Source organism: Thalassospira profundimaris (assembly GCF_003326675.1).
Classification (GTDB): Bacteria; Pseudomonadota; Alphaproteobacteria; order Rhodospirillales; family Thalassospiraceae; genus Thalassospira; species Thalassospira aquimaris.
In genome coordinates this window covers 318,930-337,603 of the sequence record NZ_JPWF01000004.1, presented here as the reverse complement: position 1 = coordinate 337,603, position 18,674 = coordinate 318,930, and the positions used below count along the sequence as shown (strand labels likewise).

Genomic DNA, 18,674 nt, shown 5'->3' with positions numbered 1-18,674 from the left:
CCGGCAGGCAAAACTTGCCGGTAGCCAGTCGCGCGATAACCAGCTAAAAGTATAGACTATAGTGATAAGTTATTGGCGTTAAAGGCGGTCGCGTGCTGTTTCGGGGGCTCATCCTTGCTGTAAGTGTCGCATTCCTTGTGTTTGTCTTTGTCCTGATGGATGTTCTGGCAAAGGCAGGCCTTGATGCGCGTCTGATGTGGATCATCGGTGCGATGGTCACCGGTGTGGCGATTATTGCCGTGGCGGCATTGTCGCTGTCGGCACGCTGGCGCAATGGCGGGCATTCCGAGCTTGGTCCCTTGATTGCCGGTCTTGGCAAATCCGACATCGGCGTTGCGCTGATTGATGCCTATGGCCGTACCATTTATGCCAATCCCGCCTTTTCACGCAAACTTGGGATCGAACCGGGATCGGACATGTTATCCGCGCTTGAAGCGCGTTTGTCCTTCCTTGGAATCGGAAGTGACGATCTTGCTGAATTGCGCACCCGTGCGATGCGCGGAGATGGCGGGCAGATGTTTGTCGATCTGTCGCGTTCCGAGAAATTCGAAATTGATGATGCGGATGATGCCCCGGATCAGGGGCAAGATCACGATGCAACCCAATCCTCGGAAAAGGCGAGTGGCACTTGCCTTCGTATATCGGTAACCGCTGCCAATGCGCGGGCCGGTCAGATGTTATGGACCGTTGACGGTGTTGATGCCGCCGTCATGTCCGAAAGTGATGCGTCAATGTTGCTGCCATCGGGCGAGGCTGCGCAAAGCTTTGCTCTTTCGGCACCGATTGCACCGGAACTGGTTTCAAACCTGCCGGTCACGGCGGCTGCAAGCGGGTTTGAACATGCTGATCAGATGATTGAACGGCTTCCGGTCGGGGTATGTGGTCTTGATGAAGAAGGCCGTATTCTTTACCTCAACCGTCGCTTGGCCAGCTGGCTGGGCGGAGAGCCGAAAGATTTCAATAATGGCACCGTCGAACTTGCCGATCTGATCGTTGGCGATGGCATTAATGGCGAGGTTAAATTCAAGGTTTCCGGCGGCGAACCCATTCGCTGCTTTGTGACCCATTCGATCAATGCGCCGGGGACTGGTCCGGTTCGCAGCCAGGCTGTGATCTTCCCTGATCCGATGCCGGCCCATGAATGGGAACATGCCCTTGCCGAAACCGAACGCCGGGTGCGCTGGTTCTTTGATGAAAGCCCGCTTTCCATCGTGCTTGCCGATCTGTCGGGTACGGTGACCGATGCCAACCGCGCCTTTATCGCCACAGCCGGGCAAAGCTATAATCAGGTTGTCGGGCGCTCCATTCTGGAACTGATCCTGCCCGAAGACCGTGAAGAAGTTGCGCGGTATCTGTCCAAGGCGGTTATCGGAACGTCTGCTGGCGGGCAGATCGAAGCCCGCCTTGTTGGCGCACGCGGGGTTGCCGCCCAGATTTATCTGCAACGTGTTGCGGGCCGTTCGGGTGAGTCCGGTGCGCTGTTGCTGAATTTCCTTGATACGACCGAACAGAAGAACCTTGAGGAACAATTTGCGCAGTCCCAGAAAATGCAGGCTGTTGGTCAGCTTGCCGGCGGGGTGGCGCATGACTTCAATAACCTTCTGACCGCGATGATCGGCTTCTGTGATCTGTTACTGTCGCGCCACGGGCCGGGTGATCCGAGCTTTGCCGACATCATGCAGATCAAACAGAATGCCAATCGTGCCGCCAACCTTGTCCGGCAGCTTTTGGCGTTTTCGCGTCGTCAGACCCTGCAGCCGAAAATCATCAATATCACCGATGCGCTTGCCGAAATGTCGAACCTTTTGCGCCGCCTGATCGGCGAGAAGATTGATCTTAAGGTCAGTCACGGGCGCGATATCGGCTTGGTCAAGGTCGATCCCGGCCAGCTTGATCAGGTGATCATTAACCTTGTCGTCAATGCACGTGACGCCATGGCGGGCGAGGGTGGAACTCTTACGGTTCAGACCAGCAGTGAAATTATTGATGAACCGACCGCAACCGGTACCGAAATCATTCCGCCGGGCGACTATATTGGCATCAAGGTCACGGATACCGGCATCGGTATTCCCAAAGATAACCTGACCCGGATTTTTGAGCCCTTCTTCTCGACCAAGCAACGCGGCGAGGGAACGGGGCTTGGTCTTTCGACCGTTTACGGCATCGTCAAGCAGACCGGCGGCTTTATCGCGGTCAACAGTGAAGAAGGCAAAGGCACGACCTTTACCATCTATTTGCCGCGCTACGAGGCGACCGAACAGGAACTTGCCGAAACCCAGGCCGTGACCGAAGAAGCACCGTCACGCGATCTGACCGGGACCGGTGCGATCCTTCTGGTCGAGGACGAAGACGCGGTGCGGACCTTTGGCGCACGTGCGTTGCGCAGCAAGGGATATGACGTGCTGGAAGCCAATAATGGCGAGAACGCGCTCGACGTGCTTAACAAGACCGACAAGACCATTGATCTTGTCATTTCCGATGTGGTCATGCCCGGTATCGATGGGCCAAGCCTTATCCGGATGCTGCGTGAAAACAAACCGGAACTTAAGGTCATCTTTATTTCCGGTTATGCCGAAGATACCTATCGTGACGAGCTGGATGAAGAAAACGGCGTGCATTTCCTGCCCAAGCCCTTCTCGCTCAAAGACCTTGCGACCAAGGTCAAGGAAGTCCTCTAGACACAAAAAAGGCGACCGATATCTGGTCGCCTTTTTCTTTTATCCCGAACACATTCACATCATGGAATGTCGGTTACCTGCGGACGCGGGCGCATCCATGCGGGCACAAGGTTCAGAACCAGTGCACAACCAACCATGATTGTCACCCCGCCTGCGAACTGCATGGCAGACAGCTTTTCATCAAGCACGGTGGCCCCGATGAATACAGCAATCACCGTGACCAGAAATTCCACGCTGATGGCCCGTGTCGGGCCGATGGATGCGACCAGACGGAAATAGACGATATAGGTGCAGACACTCATCAACACGGCTGCGATGATCAGATACATGTAATCTTCTGCGACCGGGATGCGCTCGATCGGTACTGCACCGATCAGCGGCAAGGTCATTAATCCGCCAAACAGAAACGCGCCGATGGTGGTTTCCCAATTGCCGGTATTGCGCAAATGACGGCTGGCATAGTTGCTGCCAAATGCTGCGCACAGGGCGGCAAGAACAGATGCCACACAACCCAGTGCAAATTCGGTCGTCACCGGGACCGCGGGAAAACCAACCAGCAACACAATGCCGCCAATCCCCAGAACAAGACCGGCAAAACTTTGCCGGGTAGCACGTTCAAGCCCCCAAAGCTGACTGATGATCATGGAAAACAGCGGAATGGCTGCGACAAAAATTGCCGCCATCGCGGTGCCGATCCGCGGGGCCGCATAGGATAATCCGATCAATTGTCCGGCAACGGTTGTTGCCCCGACAATGGCAAAGGGACGCCAGCCCGCCGAAAAATCAAGCTTCTTGCGAAACAGGCGCGCGAGCAGATAAAGCGAACCGGCGGCAATCAGGGCGCGGAATGTAACCGCACCGACCCAGCCAAAGGCGTCGACGATTTTGACAACGACAAGAAACGATAGTCCCCAGACAATGGCAAGGAACAGGTAACGGGCAATATCCCCGAGCTTCATTTGCGATATTCGTATAATGGGGCAGCTTGCATCCGGTTTGGATACAGCGCGTGGTTGATCGGTAAATTTTGGTGTTCTGGTGGCGCGGTTGCATTGTGATCTGTTCCCCGCGCGCGGATGGTGATCCTGCCCCGGGTTTTGGTCAAGCAGGAATTACAAACAGAAGATGTAAAGAGCCATTAAACCTATAGGCAAAGGCGATATTCCTGAGTATCGTCTGGATCAACTGACCAAAAAGGTCGGATGAACTGAGTTTCCAAATGAAAACGGAAACAGACTACGGAGTAGCGGCATCGGGGGAACGAATGCCGTTTGGGGATATCATGACTGGTGGAACAGGCTATGGGTCGGCTTGACCTTGTTTCTATTCTCGGGAGCCTTTTTCTGGGGCTGATCCTGTCACTACTATTTGTCACATCACCAGAGGCAAAGGATGTTTGCCTGCGCATTGCTGTACCGGAAATTCACATCGAAGCCGAGGGGATTGACCTTTACCGCCGTGTAATGGAAGAGGCAGGGTTATGCGTCAAACCGTCAACCTATCCACAGGTCAGAGCCATCGCTGCCATACAATCTGGTAAAATTGACGGAGTTCTTGCCGGTCAGGAAGACTTTCCGGAACTGGTGGATGTTCCCGTGATGCATGGTGACGTGGTTCTTGCAAGGTTGCCGGGTTTTTTGATCGTACCGGAAGGGCCGATCACAAGCTTTTGGGGCCTGCATGGTGAAGTGCTTGGCGTACCACTTGGCGCAACATGGCCACGAAAACTGATTTCCGGCTATCCGAATATCGTCAAGGTCCCGCGCGGGGCGGAAATGTTAAAGGAAATGCTCCAGGAAGGGCGCATCGATGTGATGTTGCTTGATGGATATTCCTTGCAGCAAACGGGCGGGGTGCCAGACGGATACAAAGCCATTCCGGTGGAAAATATCACGGTTTACAGTTGGCTTCGGGCTGAGTTTGCCGACTTTCTTCCAAAGTTTGACATCGGGACCAAGGCCTACCTTAAGGCTGTTGGATATGACGGGTAAGCTATTGCCCCTTGTGTAACGCGGTCAGAATTCTGCCTCTGCATATTCTTCGGCGACCATATCGGTAAACAGGCGCGCCTTTGATGACAGGTGGGGGCGGCAGTGCGGGCATCCTTTATTGCCGGGGCGGATCGCGATGTTCAGGCCAAGGTCAATGCATTGCATCGCGGGGAAACCCCGCCCGTGGTAGAGCATCTGATTTCTGTCCAATAGCCTTTCTGTGAAGGATGATTAGGGACCATATGACCGCGTACCTTCTTAAGTGCGCGGTCTTTCTGTTTCGGGATACCCCCGCAAATATCCCGTACTTTCCCAGACTGCCCTAGCCAACCTTTCTGAGAACCATTATCGTTCCCCGCAAACCAGCCTGTTGAGAGCCGGTTACAAATTCTAAGTACCAAAAGAGTACGGCCAACCGCTTATGGTTAAGAATGTTTGCCTGGGGGAGTGGATGGCACACACACGGGAAGGCAGGTTGTCGGGAACCTGTATTTTGCTTGCTGCTATTTTTGCGGCCTTTCTTCACTGCATCCTGGTGCCAAGTGTGGCGCGTGCCGATGATCGATGTTTGCGCATTGCAATGGCCGAAGCCACCGGTTCATCATTCGGACTTGAACCCTATCGACAGGTGATGAAACAGGTCGGCGTATGTGTGACGCCTGTTTCAATGCCAAATGCGCGTGCGGTTATTGCCATTCGCACAGGCGATGTTGATGCCGTATTTGCCGGGCTGGGCGATTTCGATCAGCAGGCCAAGGCCGGATTGGTTCATGGCGAGTCCCCGTTAAGAACCGTGCCGGGGCTTCTGGTCGTGCGCGAGGGAACCGTTCAATCGCTTGATGAATTGACGAACGAGGCCGTTGGCATCTGGCTTGGTGCCGGTTGGGCCGAAGACCTGATGGCTGATTATGGTAATGTCATGCGATGCCCGCTTGGACCGGAAATGATGCAGCAACTGCTGCGTGCCGGGCGGCTTGATGCCATGCTGATCAATGAATTTTCCCTGCATTTATCCGGGGGATTGCCCGACGGCTATATTTCCATTCCGGTCAAGGATCTTGAGGTTTTCACATGGGTTCGCCCGGAATTTTCCGACCTTCTTCCCGCCATAGAGAAGGGCAACGCCGCCTATATCAAAATGCTTATGGAATTGCGCCAAAAGGCTTCGCTGGATTGATCGAAGGCGCGCGACACTTTTTGTCGGCGCATTTGATTTAGAGTTCTTGCATGTTTCTTTTCTTTGTATCTATAGTTGATGGTCGCTGGTAAGGCCAACCTTGCCGGGGATACCAAAAACAACAATGAATTGCCGGTTCATCCAAAATGAATGGCCGGATATCAGGCAAAACTGCACGCAGGCAAGGTTCAGTAAAAGAACCATCAGTGATGCAGGCTTGGGGGTATAAATGGCGAAACGCACATCGAACGGGATCGTACGATCCTGCATGGTTGCCGTTATTTTTGTAGTGGCGCTGTTACTGTCTTTCGAATTGTTACCATCAGCACAGGCCGATGACGTGGCCACCAGTCGTATTGAACTGACCTTCGTTCCGCAGAACTGAGTGAACGTTCAGACGGATTTGCGTCGCACCGCGATTGTGTGTGCGATGGTCTGACTCTGATCTGCAAAATCTTGAATACTTCGAACGATACGGAATTGATCCGGGACCGGATAGATCATATGTGCTTCAGGAGGTTTTGATCGGAGCCCGTTTGATGAAATTCTCGCCTGTTGTCCACGGCATCCTTGCCATGGGGATTTGTATTCTATCTATCCTGTCGGCGCCTCCCGCGGGACAGGCGCGAAGCTGTCTTGAACTATCTTCCCAGAACGATCCGATCAGCATGAAAGTCGGCGCCGCACTGGAACATCTGTTTGCCGATCAGAATCCTTGCTTTGTTGTCATCTACAATCCGCCGGCAAGGTCGGCGCAATTGCTGCTTGATGACGAAGTCGATGGAGAATTCCTGCGACTGGCCGACTTTGCCCCGTATCAGCAGGCTGATGTTGTCATGGTGCCGGTCCCGCTTGTCAGTGGCGAAGGTATTCTTGTCAGCAGGGATCCTAAAATCACAAGTTTTGAAAGTTTGGGGCAAAGCGCCTTGGGGTACCGTCGCGGGACAGACTGGTCTGATAATCTGTCAAAGTTTTATCCAAACCGGATTGCCGTGCCGAGTTACGAGTTAATGGTCGAGATGTTCAACAAGGGCAGGATCGATGCCTTGTTGATTGATGATCTGAACCTTCGCGGTTATGGATATATGCTTTCCGGCACGACCCGAACGCCCCTGAAAGAAACAAGTGCCTATGTCTGGCTGGCAGCCAAGCATAAGGACCTGATCACGCAGATTACAGCTGTCCTTCAAAAGTTCTATGCCGAAGGTCATTCCTTTATCGGTTCCTGATATCATTTTTCCCGGGTGATCGCCCGGAATGGCATGGAAATGCGATGCTGTTATTTGGTGTGGTATGACGGCCAAAATACTTGCCGACAATCGCCGCACATCATTCCTGTTCGGCAATCTCCATGCATAGCTGTTCCATGAAAAATCAGGATTACAAATCCGTCAAAATTTGCGCTTATAGCGCGCAGACCATGCCACCATGATCACAGGCCGGTAAAAGGCCGGATAAAGAAAACAGAGCAACAAGCTCTTATCAGGAAACGCGCCCCATGATTTCCCTGTTTGGCGAAACTGCCGCCTTTGCTGCTGCCTTGTGCTGGGCAATGTCGAGCATGATTTTTTCCAATGTCGGCGGCAAGGCTGGTGCCCAGACGGTCAATCGCGGGCGTCTGGCCTGTTCGATTTTCTGCCTGACAGTTCTGCATCTGGTTCTTGAAGGATCGCCATGGCCGGCAAGTGTTACCTGGGATCAGTTGGGCTGGCTTACCCTTTCTTCGATTGTCGGTCTTGTGATCGGCGATGCCATGCTGTTTCAGGCCTTTGTTCTGATTGGCGCGCGGCTTTCGATGCTGTTGATGTCAACCGTGCCGATCATGGGCGCGGTGCTGGCCTGGCTGCTGTTTGATGAAACCCTGCGCCCGATTGAAATGACCGGAATTGCATTTGGTGTCGGCGGGGTGCTGATCGTTATTTTGGGCAAAAAGGGCCGTCCCGTTGGCCTGACCGGACGCAATTATGGGATCGGTATCCTCTTTGGACTGGGCGGTGCCATCGGGCAGGTTGCCAATCTGATCACGGCCAAATATGCGCTGATTGACGGCTATTCCGCCCTGTCAGCAACATGGATCAGAACGCTGGTGGCGGTCATTGTGATGTGGGGGATTGCGCTTGTACTAGGGCGGGTGCGCCGCACGGTGACGGCCTGTATCGCGCCCGATGTCGGTAAATGGTTGTTGTTGGGCGCGCTGATCGGTCCGGCGGTGGGCGTCTGGCTTTCGATGATGGCGGTTCAGAATGCCAATGTCGGAATTGCATCAACCCTGATGGCGTTGCCGCCGGTTTTGTTGATCGTCTATGAGGGGATTATCCTGCGCAAACCGGTCGGTTGGCAGGCCGTTGCCGGGACCTGCCTTGCCTTTGCCGGTGTCGCCTTATTGTTCTTGCACTGATTGCTTTTTCAAAGTGTGATGGTGCCAGATCAGCAAGCCGCCATAAAGGTTCGCCAAAAGGCTTAACCCGAACAGAATATCGGCCCAAAGCGGCAAGTCAAACAGGGCAGGGGTGCCTTTGATCGCATCGGTGGGCACTTGCCCGGCTGTTGCGGGTGGCGTTACGCTTTCCGCCTGATGGCTGAGTTGCACGACATGCCCCATCCCGTCCGAAACCTTGACTTGCCATTTACCCGCCGGGGCACTTGCAATGTCGCCGGTATTAGCGATATCAGGGGCAAAGGCGAAGTGGCCGGTGCGGTCCGTGCGGGCCTTTTGCCAGGTTTTGCCATCCGGGCTGGTCACGACGACCTCGGCAAAGGCCATCGGGCTGCCGTCAGTATAGCCAAAGCGATAGCGAACCGTGTTATCGCTGTTTGTCACCTGCCAACCGGCCCCGTGGGCATGGGCATCTTCCGGCCCTGCGAAAAGCAGGACCAGAAGAACAGGCAACCATCGCGCAGATTGTGCGAACATTAATCCTGACCATCCACATGGAAGCTCAGCGTTGCCCGCAAGTTATGAACCCGTACACCTTCTTGGGTATCGGCAACATCGGTTGCGACACGCACAACCCAAAGACCCGGTGATGAAATGCGGACTTTGGCAATGCCGCTGCCGCGTTCGTCGGCAAGGGTTTCGCTGTAATAGGCCCAGGATGACGGGGTATCGGTGAACCCGGCATAGGTCGCAAGGACAGTGGTCGTCAAAGGCTGCCCGTCAAGCAGGACCTGAAACTCGGCATCGGTGCCAATCGCGGTTTTACGCGGATCGGAAAGCGGCACGATTTCAAGTTTGTCACCAAGTGGCGTGGTGATCAGGTCATCATTCTGCGATCTGCCAATCAGATGTTTGGCAAATTTTTCATAGCGTGCAGATGTGATCGCATCGGCATGTTGATCCATTCCGCCTTCAAGCCAGCCATCGGGCGTTTGTGACCACACCACCGGCAGGCGGTGGCCTTGCAGCCAGGCCGTTTGATCGGGATAGGTGAAGGATGCGGCAAGGTTGGGTGCATCAGGATTTTCTGCGACCTCAAGGCCGGTTTTGCCCGATGTCGTGATCAGTTGCGCGCGCACATGTTTGGTCGCTTCGGCTTCTTCGGGGATGCCGAACTGATGGGTCGAATCCATTATCAGGATCGCCGTGCTGCCCGGTTTGGCATCGGTTTGGCTGGTGCTGGCAACGAATTCATGGGCACTTGCCGCACTGCCCAAAAGGCATCCGGTCACACCAATTATCAGGGCGCGTGCGAACTTTGATTGAAACATCTGCTATCCTTTGGGAAATTAGGTCTGTAGAACAGGATGTGTGAACTTTTCAAAAATGTTCATACAAGTCAAGATGATGATTCTGAAAAGGGATTTGCCATGACCCGCGTGACGGTATCGATTGAAGACGATCTGATGGAGGCCTTTGACGCCTTCCTGGAAGGACGTGGCTATACCAATCGGTCCGAGGGTTTCCGCGATCTGATCCGCGAAAAGCTTCAGAACACCAAGCTTGATGAAGAAGACAATGGTGTGGGCATTGCCGTGCTGAACTATGTCTATGATCACGAAGAACGGATGCTGGCATCCCGTTTGATGAGTACTCAGCACGAACACCACAATCTGACGGTCTCGACCGTGCATTTCCACATCGATCATGACACCTGTCTTGAAAGCGTGACTTTGCGCGGGAACCTCGCGGAAATTCGGACCTTTGCCGACAAGGTGCTGGCGCAGCCGGGGGTTCGCCACGGACAGCTTTATACCGTGCCGGGCGAGTTGCATGTCGAGACCCATCATCACGGCGATGATCATCATGGCCATGCACACAAGCACGAACATTTGAAAATCACGACCTAGGCCTGTCCGCAAAAGGCCCATCCGCCAAAAGCTGTGTATCCCCTTATGAATTTGAAAACCCCGGTCCGGTTGTGGCCGGGGTTTCTGTTTGGATGGAAAATCTGTCCGCGAAAGAATGAGAACAAACTTGCAACATCTGAAATTTTATGAGAGTGTTCGCATTATGTTCTCAATCGTTCTGCTGACGTGAACAGGGAAAACAGTCTGTCGGGGCAGCAGGTTCTTCAAGCGGTGGCGTTCCGCATTATAGGTCCGGGGAACCGCCTGCGTTGCATCCTACCCGGCCCTGTGGAATAAGAGAGTTCGAGCAATGATTCAGACCGCGCTGCATTTGGTGGATAAGGATACTATGGATAAGCAGAAGGCACTCGAAGCCGCCCTTGGGCAGATCGAACGGGCATTTGGCAAAGGTTCGATTATGAAGCTTGGTCAGCGGGAAAGCGCCGTTGACATTTCAGCCATTTCAACCGGTTCCCTTGGCCTTGATATCGGCCTTGGTATTGGCGGTTTGCCGCGTGGCCGTATCATCGAAATTTATGGTCCGGAAAGTTCGGGTAAAACCACCCTGGCCCTTCATACAATTGCCGAGGCGCAAAAGCTTGGCGGGACCTGTGCATTTGTCGATGCGGAACATGCGCTTGACCCGGGTTATGCCCGCAAGCTTGGCGTGAACACCGACGAACTTCTGATTTCGCAGCCCGACGCCGGTGAACAGGCGCTTGAGATTGCCGATACGCTGGTGCGTTCCGGTGCGATTGATGTTCTGGTCGTTGACTCGGTCGCGGCCCTTGTCCCGCGTGCGGAACTTGAAGGCGAGATGGGCGACACCCACGTTGGTCTGCAGGCCCGCCTGATGAGCCAGGCCTTGCGTAAACTGACCAGCTCCGTCTCGCGGTCGAACTGTATGGTTATCTTCATCAACCAGATCCGTATGAAGATCGGTGTGATGTTCGGTAGCCCGGAAACCACGACGGGTGGTAACGCCCTTAAATTCTATGCGTCCGTTCGTCTTGATATTCGCCGTATCGGTCAGATCAAGGACCGTGACGAAGTCGTTGGCAACCAGACACGTGTCAAGGTCGTCAAAAACAAAATGGCACCTCCGTTCAAGCAGGTCGAATTCGACATCATGTATGGCGAAGGCGTTTCCAAGATGGGCGAAATCCTTGATCTTGGTGTCAAGGCCGGCATCGTCGAGAAATCCGGTTCCTGGTTCTCCTATAATTCGACCCGGATCGGTCAGGGCCGTGAAAATGCCAAGACCTTCCTGCGCGAAAACCCGGAAATGACCCAGGAAATCGAAAAAAGCATCCGTGAAAGTGCGGGGCTGATTGCCGAAGGCATGACCAATATGAGCGAAGATGACCCGGTCAACGACGATTGATCGCGCGGTGTTTTCTGCATGATTTCCAAAAAGACGGGCCGAATTCACGGCTCGTCTTTTTTGTTTTAGCCATCAAGTCCGCCACTCCGAACCAAAGGCCCCGCCATGATCACCTGTTATCTGAAATACATCATCGACAGCCACAAGATCCCGGAATTTGAAGAATACGCCAAACGCTGGATCCCGATCGTCAATCGCATGGGCGGCACCCATCATGGCTATTTCCTGCCCCATGAAGGGGCAAGCAATGTGGCCTATGCCCTGTTCAGTTTTCCAAGCCTTGCGGAATATGAAGATTACCGCAACCGGATGGCCGATGATGCGGAATGCCAGGACGTCCTGAAAATGGAGGTCCGCAATCGCAGCATCATCTCCTATGAACGCAGCTTTATGCGCCCGGTCCTGGATTAAGTTTGCCCGGCTACAAACGTCCGGCCGGTTCAGGTATCAGCAGACAAGCTTTGTTGCTGCCACTGGCTGGGCGTTTTGCCGGTAATGCGCAGAAATTCGCGATTGAAGTTTGACTTGGTGTTAAAGCCGCTGGCCAGCATCGCTGTCGTCACATTCTGCCCACGGCCAAGTTCTGCGCAGGCATGGTCAATTCTGAACTTGTTGATATAGCGCGAAACGTTTTCGCCGGTTTGAGCATTGATGGCCGTTGAAACCTGTTTAAGCGGATATCCAAGCCGCCGTGCGATCCGCGCAAGGGTCAGGTCGGGATCAAGATAAAGCTTCTCGGTCACTATCACTTGTTCAAGCCCGGCCATGATCTCGTGGATGGGAACCTCGGGTTCCATCCGCTCGGATGGGGATGGTTGCGTGTCTTCTTTGGATGCGTCGGTGTGGTCCTTGGCAATTGCAAGATCAGGCGACAGGGCGAGAAATCCGATCACCAGAACCGCCAGTGAGGAAAAGATACTCAGAATAATGCCCGGCGCACGGTCCATACCCAATTGCAGGCTTGCCGAAATTAGAGCGTCGCTTAGTGCTGAAACAATCAATGCCCCGGCAATTACCCGCCATATCAAGGCCGGAACCGGACCCGATGCCAGCCGGGAATGGGCCAGATCATTGCCTTGGCGATGCAGTGCCAGAATGATGGCAAGGGCATAACCCACAAAAAGTCCGCCCAACAGTGCATCAATAAAGGCCGGGGCCACAAACATGACGATGATCATGATGACGGGGGCCAAGCCATGCCAAAGATCAGAAAGTCTGAAGCGTGTCCTTATCGCACTTTCCAGAAAGGCGATCCAGGCAAGGGCCGGGATCAGGGATGCCATAATCGGTTGCAGGGGGCGGACATCGTCAAAACCGTAATAATGCACCAGCGATACGGTCATGCTTTGCAGCGCGCAGGCAAGCAACAACGCATTCAGCAACCGCGTCGTATTGCCAAGCACGACCGCACGCACAAACAGATATCCCAGCAACAGGGCGACAATCATCGGAACGGGTAAGGCGATCATGTGGTTCGTCTTGATCTGGGGTGACGGGTACGAAAACCGGTTTTGGGCGTCCTGAAACCGGTTTCAGGACGCCAGCCACCGGAAAACCGGGGCAGTTTCAAGCTGTTGAAATCTAGAACACGGATTGAAATCATGAAACATGTAACTTCTGCATTCTGTCTTACTGTCGGGCTGATCGCTGCAATTTCCTTCTCCATGCCTGTTCATGCGAAGGGCGATCTGGCGGGCTATGACCGCTTTGACGTTACTGCCGCACATCGATCCATGCCACTTGCCGCATCGATCTGGTATCCGGCGGGAACCCGTATTTATAGTGCCCCGGTCAATAAGGGACCGATCTGGAAAACGACGATGGCTTATATCGGTGCGGCAATTGCGCCGGGCAAACATCCGCTTGTCCTGTTGTCCCACGGGTCCGGGGGCAATATGGATGCGATTGGCTGGTTGTCGTCCGAACTTGCCCTGCGTGGTGCAATGGTTGTTGCGGTAAACCATCCGGGTACGACATCGGGGGATTCATCCCCGCGACGCACCTCCTATATCGGGCAACGTTCGGCGGATATCACCGCGACCTTGGACCAGCTTCTCGCCAATCCCGAATTCGCGCCCTATATCGATACCGACCAGATTGCGGTGGCCGGGTTCTCGCTTGGCGGGTCAACGGTTCTTAATCTGGCGGGTTTGCGGTTTGATCGCGATCTTTATCGCCAATATTGTGACCGGTTTGGCGATACAGTTCAGGATTGCGCCTTTTTGCGCCGGGGCGGGGTGAAGTTTGACCAGTTTCCCGATGACCTGTCGGCAAATTCGAAAGACCCGCGCATTCAAAAATTCATCGTCATTGAACCGGGCATGACCGATGCCGTCGATCCCGACAGCATCAAGGATGTCGATGGTGATTTTCTGTTCATCCGGCTGGGGCGCGAACATGGTTGGCGTGCCAGTGATGTTGAAGCAACCGGAAGCAACCTTTTGGCCAAGCTTGATCATCCGGAATATGCGGTTTTTGCCCCGGCCAATCATCTGACTTTCCTCGGGGAATGTGTTCCCGGTGTCGCCGAAATGCTGGCACAGATGGATGATGATCCAATTTGTTCGGACCCGGCGGGGACGGACCGGGGTTTGATCCACGCGCAGATCATTGATGAAATCAGCGGTTTCCTATCCCTTAAACCCAAGTCCGACTGACCGGCATTGCGGTCACATTGGCGAAGGAAGCCCCCAAAATCGCGGCTTCTTTTGCCCGTGCCCCAAAATGATCACGATTGGCCAAGGGGCTTGGAAATGAAAGGGTTGCGGCTGCCTTAATTGTGTCAAATCAGGTGATTGGCATGATTTGCGGGAACATCATCCGCTTCTTCCCGTTTTGATTGTTGTGAAGCATTTCACTTACGAGCAAACAGGAGAACAAACATGTCGGACCTGATGAAAAAGATTTTTGCCGTTCTGATGATTACGGGCATGGGCCTTGGTCTTGCGGCTTGTGAAACTGCCGAAGGTTTCGGCGAAGACGTCGAAGATGCCGGCGAAGCCATTCAGGAAAGCGCGCAGTAAAGCGCCATTCTGATCTGTCATCATTCTGAACAATCACAGGAGATCAGGCCATGTTAGGTTGGGCCATATTCTGTTTGATCCTTGCCCTGATTGCTGCCGTTCTTGGTTTTGGTGGCTTGGCCGGGACATTCGTCGGGATTGCAAAAGTCCTGTTCTTTGTCTTCATCGTGCTGTTTGCCATTTCGCTTCTGGTAAATGCACTGCGCGGTCGTCGCCCGCCAATGTGACGTGATGCGCGTTATCAGCCCTCAAAGCTACCAAAAAGGACGTCACAAAGGCGTCCTTTTTGGTATGTAATCATATGCGCAACATGTGTGGTGCCGGGCCGGTGAGATCAGCAGGTGATATCAGTTGCATGCATAAGGGCATCACGCCAAAATAACCGGCATAAAGACAAAGCGGTGAAACCCGCACAGAGACGGAGCAACCAGATAAGATGGTTACAATGACAAAGCGTTTGTTGGCTGCTGCAATGGTTCTTGGTTTTGGCATGGCGCTTTCGGCCTGTGAAACCGCCGAGGGTTTTGGCCGTGATATGGAAAAGCTTGGTCAGCAAATCCAAGAAAGCGTGAATGAATAACCCGCCTCTTTCTGTGCAAGGTAAAAGGCTGCTTTGTTCGCCCGTAAAGGTCGCCGATATTGGCGACCTCTTTGCGTTTTTGGGCGATGCATCTGCCATGCAGTTTACCCATTGCGATCAAACAATCACCGATTGTCAGGCCCGCGTGATGGCGTTTGAAGCCCGCCGGGAAACAGACGGCTTTGCGCCTTGGGTGGTGCGGTTGCATGAAAATCAAAGAATCATCGGGTGGGGCGGACTTTACATTGATCCGTTTGACCCCGATTGGGGCCCTGAAATCGGTTATTTCTTTCACCCGGATGTCTGGGGGCAGGGATTGGCATCAGAACTGGCAGGCCTTGCCATCGACTATGCTCGAACTCAAACGGCATTGACGACCCTGACTGCCTTTGCCCATCCCGAAAATGCATCTTCTGCCAAGCTGTTGACCAAACTGGGATTTTCGCATGTCGGGTTTGTTCGGAACATGCGTCGTGATCATTTCCGTTTGATCCTTAGCCATGTTTAGCAAGCAAACCGCCCTCGGGTTCGATCCGGTAATTTCACAAATCTTGATACATTTGTGCCCTGATCCCTTCGCCTGACTGGACAGGGCAGGGCCGAGCCGCTAAATAGGGCAGTCCGTCCGCCAATATGGCGGATGAATTTGTTCCGCGTTTTCCGGGTTGGAGAGATATGCAGACCGTTAACGATATCCGCACCACGTTTCTGGAGTTCTTCCGCAAGAACGGCCACGAAGTCGTTTCCTCCAGCCCGCTGGTGCCGCGCAATGACCCCACCCTGATGTTTACGAATGCCGGGATGGTCCAGTTCAAGAACGTTTTCACCGGTCAGGAACAGCGCGATTATACCCGCGCGACCACCTCGCAGAAATGCGTGCGTGCCGGTGGCAAGCATAACGACCTTGAAAATGTCGGTCATACCGCCCGCCATCACACTTTCTTTGAAATGCTCGGCAACTTCTCGTTTGGCGATTACTTCAAGGAAAACGCGATTGAATTCGCCTGGAACCTGATCACCAAGGAATATGGTCTTCCCAAAGACAAGCTTCTGGTTACGGTTTATCACACCGATGACGAAGCGCACGGTCTTTGGAAAAAGATCGCCGGTCTGACCGATGATCGCATCATTCGCATCCCGACCTCTGATAACTTCTGGTCGATGGGCGATACCGGCCCGTGTGGTCCATGCTCGGAAATCTTCTTTGATCATGGCGATCACATCTGGGGTGGTCCTCCGGGCAGCCCGGAAGAAGACGGCGACCGTTTCATTGAAATCTGGAACCTCGTCTTCATGCAGTATGAACAGATGGCAAATGGCGATCGCGTTGATCTGCCCAAGCCGTCGATTGATACCGGCATGGGCCTTGAACGTATTGCCGCTGTCCTTCAGGGCAAGCACGACAACTATGACATTGATCTGATGCGCGCACTGGTCGAAGCATCTGCCGATGCCACCAATACCGACCCGGATGGCCCGCATAATGTGTCGCACCGCGTGGTTGCCGACCACTTGCGTTCGACCAGCTTCCTGATTGCTGATGGTGTTCTGCCGTCCAATGCCGGTCGCGGTAACGTTCTGCGCCGTATCATGCGCCGTGCGATGCGTCACCTGCACATGGTCGGAACCCAGGATCCGGTCATGTATAAACTGGTCCCCGCACTGGTCCGCAAAATGGGCGGTGCGTTCCCGGAACTGGTTCGTGCACAGGCCCTGATCGAAGAAACCCTTAAGCTTGAAGAGCAGGGCTTTAAAACCATGCTTGATCGCGGTCTCAAGATGCTTGATGACGCGACGGATGGCATGGGCGAAGGTGCGACCCTTTCGGGTGATGTGGCCTTTAAGCTTTATGACACCTATGGCTTCCCGCTTGATCTGACCGCCGATGCGCTTAAGGCGCGTAAAATCGGCATCGATGAAGACGGTTTCTCGTCGGCCATGGAAGAACAGAAAGCCAAGGCACGTGCCGCATGGTCGGGTTCGGGCGAAGCTGCGACCGAGGAAGTCTGGTTTGACATCAACGACCGTGATGGCGCGACCGAGTTCCTGGGCTATGAAACCGAAACCGCCGAAGGCGTTGTTACTGCCCTGATCAAGGACGGTGCCGAGGTCAAAGCTGCATCGAAGGGCGACGAAGTTGCCGTTCTTGCCAACCAGACCACCTTCTTTGGTGAGTCCGGTGGTCAGCAGGGCGATGCCGGCGTGATCAAAACCGAAAAAGGTGCGATCATTGAAATCACCGACACCCAGAAAAAGCTCGGCGCGCTGCATGTGCATTTGGGCAAGGTTGTCGAGGGTGATGTCAATGTGGGGGATGCCGCGGAATTCCGTGTTGATCATTCCCGCCGTTCTTCCTTGCGTGCCAACCACTCGGCAACGCATTTGCTTCATGCCGTGATGCGCAAGCATCTGGGTGGTCACGTGACCCAGAAGGGTTCGCTCGTTGCGCAGGATCGCCTGCGTTTTGACGTGTCCCATCCCAAGGCCGTAACCGCCGAGGAAGCCGCAATCATCGAAGCAGACGTTAACCGTCTGATCCGCGAAAACAGCGAAGTCACCACCCGTCTGATGACCCCGGACGAGGCGATTGAACTGGGTGCGATGGCGCTGTTTGGCGAAAAATACGGCGATGAAGTCCGTGTTGTTTCCATGGGCCTGCCGGAAAGCAACGAACATGCTTATTCGCTGGAACTTTGCGGCGGTACGCATGTCAAGCGCACCGGCGATATCGGCATGTTCAAAATCGTTTCCGAAGGTGCGGTTTCAAGCGGTGTGCGCCGTATCGAAGCCCTGACCGGTGCTGATGCTGCCAAATATATGGCTGCACGCGAAAACGTGCTGGCAACGGTTGCGGCTGATCTTAAGGCCGTTGCCGAAGACGTCCCGGCCCGTGTGAAGGCACTTCAGGAAGAACGTCGTCGTCTGGAACGCGAGGTTTCCGACCTGCGCAAGAAACTTGCGACTGCCGGTTCCGGCGGTGCATCGGGTGGCGATGCCTTCAAGGAAGTCAATGGTGTCAAACTTGCCCTGCGTTCGCTTGACGGCATTCCGGCCAAGGAACTCAAAGGCATGGTTGACGAGCTGCGCGATCAGATGGGTTCTGGCATCGTTGCCCTTGTTTCGGGTGATGGCGGCAAGGCATCCATCGTGGTGGGCCTGACCGAAGACCTGACCGCGAAATTCAGCGCGGTTGACCTTGTCCGTATCGGCGTCGAGAAACTCGGCGGCAAGGGCGGCGGTGGCCGTCCGGATATGGCGCAGGGCGGAGGTTCCGACCCGTCACAGGCTGACGCTGCACTCGCCGCCATCGAGGCGCATGTTGCCGGCTAATGCCGTGACAACCAAAAGTATGAATATTGGAAGGGCCCCAAACGGGGCCCTTTTTCTGTTTCTGCGCTGAGACTGCGTAAATTATGTCTAGTTAATAAATCTTTTGATTGCGATGGTTGTAGTTGCAGGGATAACCTTTGGTTGTGTTTGTGGGGAGAGAAACATGAGACCAGATTACTTATCCCAAGGCGAGGCCGCGAGATTGTTTCCGGTTCTGGCCACGA

The 18,674-nt window shown here is 54.2% G+C and carries 20 protein-coding genes; 15 read left to right on the top strand and 5 right to left on the bottom strand.

Annotated elements, in window-relative coordinates; translation table 11 throughout:
• Positions 1-92: 92 nt before the first annotated feature.
• On the top strand, positions 93-2,678 hold the full coding sequence (locus tag TH19_RS08105) for a hybrid sensor histidine kinase/response regulator (RefSeq protein ID WP_114101814.1): 2,586 nt from the start codon (positions 93-95) through the stop codon (positions 2,676-2,678).
• 59 nt (positions 2,679-2,737) lie between these two features.
• On the opposite strand, the gene TH19_RS08100 is transcribed toward TH19_RS08105, so the two are convergent.
• The gene (locus TH19_RS08100; protein WP_114101813.1) at positions 2,738-3,637 is read right to left on the bottom strand and encodes a DMT family transporter; all 900 of its coding nucleotides are present in this window, start codon (positions 3,635-3,637) and stop codon (positions 2,738-2,740) included.
• 342 nt (positions 3,638-3,979) lie between these two features.
• Between TH19_RS08100 and TH19_RS08095 the strand changes: the two genes are divergently transcribed.
• Positions 3,980-4,669: a substrate-binding periplasmic protein gene (locus TH19_RS08095; RefSeq protein WP_114101812.1), complete on the top strand. Its 690-nt coding sequence runs from the start codon at positions 3,980-3,982 to the stop codon at positions 4,667-4,669.
• Positions 4,670-4,693: 24 nt separating this feature from the next.
• Here the strand turns inward: TH19_RS08095 and TH19_RS22720 are convergent, their stop codons facing one another.
• Positions 4,694-4,834: a hypothetical protein gene (locus TH19_RS22720; RefSeq protein WP_181846359.1), complete on the bottom strand. Its 141-nt coding sequence runs from the start codon at positions 4,832-4,834 to the stop codon at positions 4,694-4,696.
• A 286-nt stretch (positions 4,835-5,120) separates the two neighbouring features.
• Between TH19_RS22720 and TH19_RS08090 the strand changes: the two genes are divergently transcribed.
• The 4 genes from TH19_RS08090 (at position 5,121) to TH19_RS08075 (ending at position 8,244) form a co-directional block, all read left to right on the top strand.
• A complete protein-coding gene (locus TH19_RS08090; protein WP_114101811.1) occupies positions 5,121-5,846 on the top strand; it encodes a substrate-binding periplasmic protein in 726 nt (241 codons plus the stop codon).
• 229 nt (positions 5,847-6,075) lie between these two features.
• Positions 6,076-6,231: a hypothetical protein gene (locus TH19_RS22715; protein WP_181846358.1), complete on the top strand. Its 156-nt coding sequence runs from the start codon at positions 6,076-6,078 to the stop codon at positions 6,229-6,231.
• A 154-nt stretch (positions 6,232-6,385) separates the two neighbouring features.
• Positions 6,386-7,075, top strand: coding sequence for a substrate-binding periplasmic protein (locus TH19_RS08080; protein ID WP_147250736.1), 690 nt, complete (start codon positions 6,386-6,388; stop codon positions 7,073-7,075).
• Between the two features lie 269 nt (positions 7,076-7,344).
• A complete protein-coding gene (locus TH19_RS08075; RefSeq protein ID WP_114101808.1) occupies positions 7,345-8,244 on the top strand; it encodes a DMT family transporter in 900 nt (299 codons plus the stop codon).
• Here the strand turns inward: TH19_RS08075 and TH19_RS08070 are convergent.
• Both TH19_RS08070 and TH19_RS08065 read right to left on the bottom strand, forming a co-directional pair.
• A complete protein-coding gene (locus TH19_RS08070; protein WP_114101807.1) occupies positions 8,227-8,760 on the bottom strand; it encodes a carboxypeptidase-like regulatory domain-containing protein in 534 nt (177 codons plus the stop codon). The genes TH19_RS08075 and TH19_RS08070 overlap by 18 nt on opposite strands.
• On the bottom strand, positions 8,760-9,554 hold the full coding sequence (locus TH19_RS08065; protein WP_114101806.1) for a DUF4198 domain-containing protein: 795 nt from the start codon (positions 9,552-9,554) through the stop codon (positions 8,760-8,762). Before TH19_RS08065 ends, TH19_RS08070 begins: the two co-directional genes overlap by 1 nt.
• Before the next feature lie 99 nt (positions 9,555-9,653).
• On the opposite strand from TH19_RS08065, the gene nikR reads away from it, so the two are divergent.
• The 3 genes from nikR (at position 9,654) to TH19_RS08050 (ending at position 11,928) form a co-directional block, all read left to right on the top strand.
• Positions 9,654-10,133, top strand: coding sequence for a nickel-responsive transcriptional regulator NikR (gene nikR / locus TH19_RS08060; protein ID WP_114101894.1), 480 nt, complete (start codon positions 9,654-9,656; stop codon positions 10,131-10,133).
• 310 nt (positions 10,134-10,443) lie between these two features.
• Entirely contained in the window at positions 10,444-11,517 is a 1,074-nt protein-coding gene (gene recA, locus TH19_RS08055) for a recombinase RecA (RefSeq protein ID WP_114101805.1), read from the top strand.
• Positions 11,518-11,622: 105 nt separating this feature from the next.
• Entirely contained in the window at positions 11,623-11,928 is a 306-nt protein-coding gene (locus TH19_RS08050; protein WP_114101804.1) for an NIPSNAP family protein, read from the top strand.
• 29 nt (positions 11,929-11,957) lie between these two features.
• Here TH19_RS08050 and TH19_RS08045 read toward each other — a convergent pair whose 3' ends face one another.
• Positions 11,958-12,986: a helix-turn-helix domain-containing protein gene (locus TH19_RS08045; RefSeq protein WP_114101803.1), complete on the bottom strand. Its 1,029-nt coding sequence runs from the start codon at positions 12,984-12,986 to the stop codon at positions 11,958-11,960.
• 132 nt (positions 12,987-13,118) lie between these two features.
• Here TH19_RS08045 and TH19_RS08040 point away from each other — a divergent pair, with 132 nt between their 5' ends.
• From TH19_RS08040 to alaS, 6 genes are all read left to right on the top strand, one after another.
• Positions 13,119-14,174 carry an alpha/beta hydrolase family protein gene (locus TH19_RS08040; protein ID WP_114101893.1) on the top strand — a complete coding sequence of 352 codons (1,056 nt, stop codon included), beginning with the start codon at positions 13,119-13,121 and terminating at the stop codon, positions 14,172-14,174.
• A 225-nt stretch (positions 14,175-14,399) separates the two neighbouring features.
• Positions 14,400-14,540, top strand: a complete 141-nt coding sequence (locus TH19_RS08035; RefSeq protein WP_114101802.1) for an entericidin A/B family lipoprotein — start codon at positions 14,400-14,402, stop codon at positions 14,538-14,540.
• A 50-nt stretch (positions 14,541-14,590) separates the two neighbouring features.
• Complete coding sequence (locus TH19_RS08030; RefSeq protein ID WP_114098521.1) at positions 14,591-14,767, top strand: DUF1328 domain-containing protein; 177 nt, start codon at positions 14,591-14,593, stop codon at positions 14,765-14,767.
• Positions 14,768-14,985: 218 nt separating this feature from the next.
• Positions 14,986-15,120: an entericidin A/B family lipoprotein gene (locus TH19_RS08025; protein WP_258547868.1), complete on the top strand. Its 135-nt coding sequence runs from the start codon at positions 14,986-14,988 to the stop codon at positions 15,118-15,120.
• Positions 15,113-15,628 carry a GNAT family N-acetyltransferase gene (locus TH19_RS08020; protein WP_114101800.1) on the top strand — a complete coding sequence of 172 codons (516 nt, stop codon included), beginning with the start codon at positions 15,113-15,115 and terminating at the stop codon, positions 15,626-15,628. Before TH19_RS08025 ends, TH19_RS08020 begins: the two co-directional genes overlap by 8 nt.
• Before the next feature lie 167 nt (positions 15,629-15,795).
• Positions 15,796-18,450, top strand: a complete 2,655-nt coding sequence (gene alaS / locus TH19_RS08015; protein ID WP_114101799.1) for an alanine--tRNA ligase — start codon at positions 15,796-15,798, stop codon at positions 18,448-18,450.
• Positions 18,451-18,674: the final 224 nt, after the last annotated feature.

Excerpts from the sequence above, each read along its gene's own strand:
- TH19_RS22720 (WP_181846359.1), bottom strand. The coding sequence starts at position 4,834 with ATGCAATGCATTGACCTTGGCCTGAACATCGCGATCCGCCCCGGCAAT.
- TH19_RS08065 (WP_114101806.1), bottom strand. The coding sequence starts at position 9,554 with ATGTTTCAATCAAAGTTCGCACGCGCCCTGATAATTGGTGTGACCGGA.
- TH19_RS08045 (WP_114101803.1), bottom strand. The coding sequence starts at position 12,986 with ATGATCGCCTTACCCGTTCCGATGATTGTCGCCCTGTTGCTGGGATAT.
- TH19_RS08075 (WP_114101808.1), top strand. The coding sequence starts at position 7,345 with ATGATTTCCCTGTTTGGCGAAACTGCCGCCTTTGCTGCTGCCTTGTGC.
- TH19_RS08090 (WP_114101811.1), top strand. The coding sequence starts at position 5,121 with ATGGCACACACACGGGAAGGCAGGTTGTCGGGAACCTGTATTTTGCTT.
- TH19_RS08020 (WP_114101800.1), top strand. The coding sequence starts at position 15,113 with ATGAATAACCCGCCTCTTTCTGTGCAAGGTAAAAGGCTGCTTTGTTCG.
- TH19_RS08025 (WP_258547868.1), top strand. The coding sequence starts at position 14,986 with ATGACAAAGCGTTTGTTGGCTGCTGCAATGGTTCTTGGTTTTGGCATG.
- TH19_RS08095 (WP_114101812.1), top strand. The coding sequence starts at position 3,980 with ATGGGTCGGCTTGACCTTGTTTCTATTCTCGGGAGCCTTTTTCTGGGG.
- TH19_RS08035 (WP_114101802.1), top strand. The coding sequence starts at position 14,400 with ATGTCGGACCTGATGAAAAAGATTTTTGCCGTTCTGATGATTACGGGC.
- TH19_RS08040 (WP_114101893.1), top strand. The coding sequence starts at position 13,119 with ATGAAACATGTAACTTCTGCATTCTGTCTTACTGTCGGGCTGATCGCT.
- TH19_RS08070 (WP_114101807.1), bottom strand. The coding sequence starts at position 8,760 with ATGTTCGCACAATCTGCGCGATGGTTGCCTGTTCTTCTGGTCCTGCTT.
- nikR (WP_114101894.1), top strand. The coding sequence starts at position 9,654 with ATGACCCGCGTGACGGTATCGATTGAAGACGATCTGATGGAGGCCTTT.
- recA (WP_114101805.1), top strand. The coding sequence starts at position 10,444 with ATGATTCAGACCGCGCTGCATTTGGTGGATAAGGATACTATGGATAAG.
- TH19_RS08080 (WP_147250736.1), top strand. The coding sequence starts at position 6,386 with ATGAAATTCTCGCCTGTTGTCCACGGCATCCTTGCCATGGGGATTTGT.
- TH19_RS08100 (WP_114101813.1), bottom strand. The coding sequence starts at position 3,637 with ATGAAGCTCGGGGATATTGCCCGTTACCTGTTCCTTGCCATTGTCTGG.
- TH19_RS08050 (WP_114101804.1), top strand. The coding sequence starts at position 11,623 with ATGATCACCTGTTATCTGAAATACATCATCGACAGCCACAAGATCCCG.
- TH19_RS08030 (WP_114098521.1), top strand. The coding sequence starts at position 14,591 with ATGTTAGGTTGGGCCATATTCTGTTTGATCCTTGCCCTGATTGCTGCC.
- alaS (WP_114101799.1), top strand. The coding sequence starts at position 15,796 with ATGCAGACCGTTAACGATATCCGCACCACGTTTCTGGAGTTCTTCCGC.
- TH19_RS22715 (WP_181846358.1), top strand. The coding sequence starts at position 6,076 with ATGGCGAAACGCACATCGAACGGGATCGTACGATCCTGCATGGTTGCC.